A 3,098-nucleotide genomic window follows, 5' to 3' on the forward strand; every position below is an offset into this window, starting at 1 on the left:
TCAGGTTATGCTGAACAATTTGTCCAAAAATTCGGATTAAATTTGCAATCTACCCTATTGCTTTTTTTCATCTCGTTAACCGGAAAATAACCTCAATTATACAAGCTTTTAACCCGGAACTGGTACGCTAAGTTCTGAATTAAAAAAACTAATAAAGCAGGTCTTAATATGTCAACTAAAGCCATGGTTTTACTCATTGACGGCGCCCGCGCCGAATATTTGACGCCAGAATATGCCCCCAACCTTAACCGGCTCGCCGCCACCGCTAACGGCTTCGCTAAAGTCGTTACTGGGCAAATGCCGTCAGTCACTAACGTTAACCACGCCAGTATTTTAACGGGAACCCCGCCGGCTATTAATGGCATCAATGGTAACGTCTTTTTTGACCCCGCTACCCAGACAGAAACCTTTATTGAGTCCCCGAAATATCTCAAGGCACCGACAATTTTCACCAAATTAGCCCAACAACATTTAGATTCCGCACTCCTGACCGTCAAAGGTAAGATCGACCAAGTCTTTGGCACTGACGCCACTTATCGGATTAACGCCGAAGCTGCGGATTCGACTCTCCTAACTGCCATTGGCGCGAGTTTGCCACCGGAAATTAATAGCTTAGCGAGTGGCCAATGGGTTGTTAAAACCGCCAAACAGCTTATTGCAACTAAATCACCGGCCTTCGTTTACGCCACAACGAATGATTACGTGATGCACCACTATGCCCCTAACCAACCGGAGGCCCAAGCTTTTATTCGCGGCATTGACGAACAACTCGCCGCCATTCACGCCCTAGAACCGGAACGGACCATTTATGTCATCGCTGACCACGGTATGCAAGCGAAGCCGACTTTACTGAATTTAGAACGCCTCTTAGCGACACATGCTTTAACAACCCACGTGGTCTTACCATTAGCCGATCGTTATTTAAAAAATCACGCCTATCAAGAATCTGGCACCGCATATATTTACGTTCCGAAAGCAACCGACTTAGCTCCGGTCAAAAAAGTCTTACAACAAACAGCTGGTGTGGAACAAGTCCTAACGCGCCAAGCAGCCGCGGCACAGTACCAATTAGATGCGCAGCGCATTGGCGACTTGGTTGTCTTAGGGACGGCTGACACAGCGTTTGGCCTGACGCCGACGCCACGCTTAACTAATTACCCGGGCCGCTCCCATGGGTCATTGCACGAACTGACCGTGCCATTATTTTGCATAACACCAGCCGCCATGGACGCCACGACTTTTACCCGTTCGCGCGATATTTTTAGTCATTTGTTGGACCAATTTCGTGGCTAAGCATTTTAGTTCATTAAGATGAGCGAAACGCATGACAGGCCCTACTTTTTCCGGCATACTAGTCGCAAAGAGGTGGCGAACATGCAACATACAACCCGGCAGGCGGCCTTACAAATGATTCAAACCGCCGCCGTATTTACTGTGGCCACGATTGATGCGAGTGGCTTTCCAACGTTAGTCGCGCTAAGTCCCTTACCAACTCGGCGGAGTTTAGCCCAGCTTTTCTTCTATACTAGTCGCCAAACCATGACGGCCAAAAATATTCAGTCCTGCAAAAAGGCAACGCTCTTTTGTTATAACTTAGACGACTACGCCTCAGTGATGCTCAAAGGCCAGCTACGCGTGGTGGGCCATGATGAATTTGCTGAGGATTGGCACCAAGCGCTAAATGACTTTCAACAACGCTTAGCTTACAAAGAACCCATTATTTTAAAATTTCAAACGCAAACGATTAAGATCCGCCAAATGATGGCAATGGATCACCTAGAATTATTGCCGCATACTGAATAACCACGCACCATTACGGTTTACTAAACCGAGTATCGCAGTACCATCATTCCAATAACCCCCATAGCCGTTACCTAAAAATAGGGACGGCTATTTTTGGCCGCATCCAAAGGTATTTATCTAATAAGCAAATTAATTTTTGGTATTATCACATCTACCAAAAACGCCCACATAACACGCCTAACACAGATTAGTTTATTAATTTTCATTATCAATCCAAAAATTTATGCGAACATTTGCTCCTTTTTAGTGCTAACATTTGCGTCGCTAAAAAAAAGAGACTAAGGTGGAGATGAGTTAAAAAATATCTTTTTCTACCTATATATGATGGTATTTTTAGTCAACTAACTAAGGAGTGTGCCCCAACAATGCAACTAATTAGATTACGAATTGATAATGAAGCCATGGATATCGCCTACCACCCGGAGGCCGATCAAGCCGCCACGGCGCATTACTTGATTGCTTACAATCCTGACCAAGGTATCGGTGAAAACTTAGAAAATATCAAAGTCCGGCTGGCCGGCTTAAAATTTGAGGCGGCCATTTTGGAAAATGGCCTCGATTACCCATTCTCCGACACGATCGTTGGCGTCAACTATGACCGGATTGACGTCGGCTTAGCGTTAACAAACATGCTAAACATTCCCGTCGTCAGTCGCGCTGCTGTGGATCGTGACGGCTTGACCGCGGCTATCAAAGCGAAGACGACCTATCTCAAGTGGCACTTGGACTACTACGGACAATACGATGGCGTCCGTAACAACGGTCAAGAAGCCATGCTCACGATTGGGAACGGGTATTTTGGCTTACGGGGTGCCTATGTGGAAGCCCGGGCCGATGAAAATAATTATCCCGGTACGTACGTCGCTGGCGTCTTTGACCAAGAAACGACTAAGATTAAAGACCATGACGTGGTCAACGAAGACCTCGTCAACTTACCCAATGCCCAATACATGACATTTGGTGTTGATCACCAAGCCCCGTTTAAAATCACTTCCCATAACGTCCAAGATGTCTACCGCAGCTTAGATTTAAAAACGGGTATCTTAACCACGACCATGATCGTCCAACTTTCTTCCGGCCATTTATTACAAGTTAAGGCCCAAAAGATTGCTAATATGCGCGACTGGCATCGTTATAACTTGCGCTACCAAATCACGCCACTCAACTTCTCAGGTAATTTACAAATCTACAGCGAAATCGATGGAAGCGTTGTCAACAGTAATGTAACTCGGTATAATGTTTTTGGTAGATTGTAAAATTAATCCGAACGCTGTTCGGACAAAAAAGATCAGCTT

At 45.6% G+C, this 3,098-nt stretch carries 2 protein-coding genes and 1 pseudogene; all 3 read left to right on the top strand.

Annotated elements, in window-relative coordinates:
* Positions 1-168: 168 nt before the first annotated feature.
* Positions 169-1,293, top strand: a complete 1,125-nt coding sequence (locus DY78_RS09785; protein ID WP_024626272.1) for an alkaline phosphatase family protein — start codon at positions 169-171, stop codon at positions 1,291-1,293.
* An 81-nt stretch (positions 1,294-1,374) separates the two neighbouring features.
* Positions 1,375-1,803 carry a pyridoxamine 5'-phosphate oxidase family protein gene (locus tag DY78_RS09790; RefSeq protein ID WP_029779190.1) on the top strand — a complete coding sequence of 143 codons (429 nt, stop codon included), beginning with the start codon at positions 1,375-1,377 and terminating at the stop codon, positions 1,801-1,803.
* Positions 1,804-2,168: 365 nt separating this feature from the next.
* A pseudogene (locus tag DY78_RS09795) lies at positions 2,169-3,047 on the top strand (glycoside hydrolase family 65 protein); the annotation flags it as partial.
* Positions 3,048-3,098: the final 51 nt, after the last annotated feature.

Source organism: Lactiplantibacillus fabifermentans DSM 21115 (assembly GCF_000498955.2).
GTDB classification, from domain to species: domain Bacteria; phylum Bacillota; class Bacilli; order Lactobacillales; family Lactobacillaceae; genus Lactiplantibacillus; species Lactiplantibacillus fabifermentans.

Excerpts from the sequence above, each read along its gene's own strand:
- DY78_RS09785 (WP_024626272.1), top strand. The coding sequence starts at position 169 with ATGTCAACTAAAGCCATGGTTTTACTCATTGACGGCGCCCGCGCCGAA.
- DY78_RS09790 (WP_029779190.1), top strand. The coding sequence starts at position 1,375 with ATGCAACATACAACCCGGCAGGCGGCCTTACAAATGATTCAAACCGCC.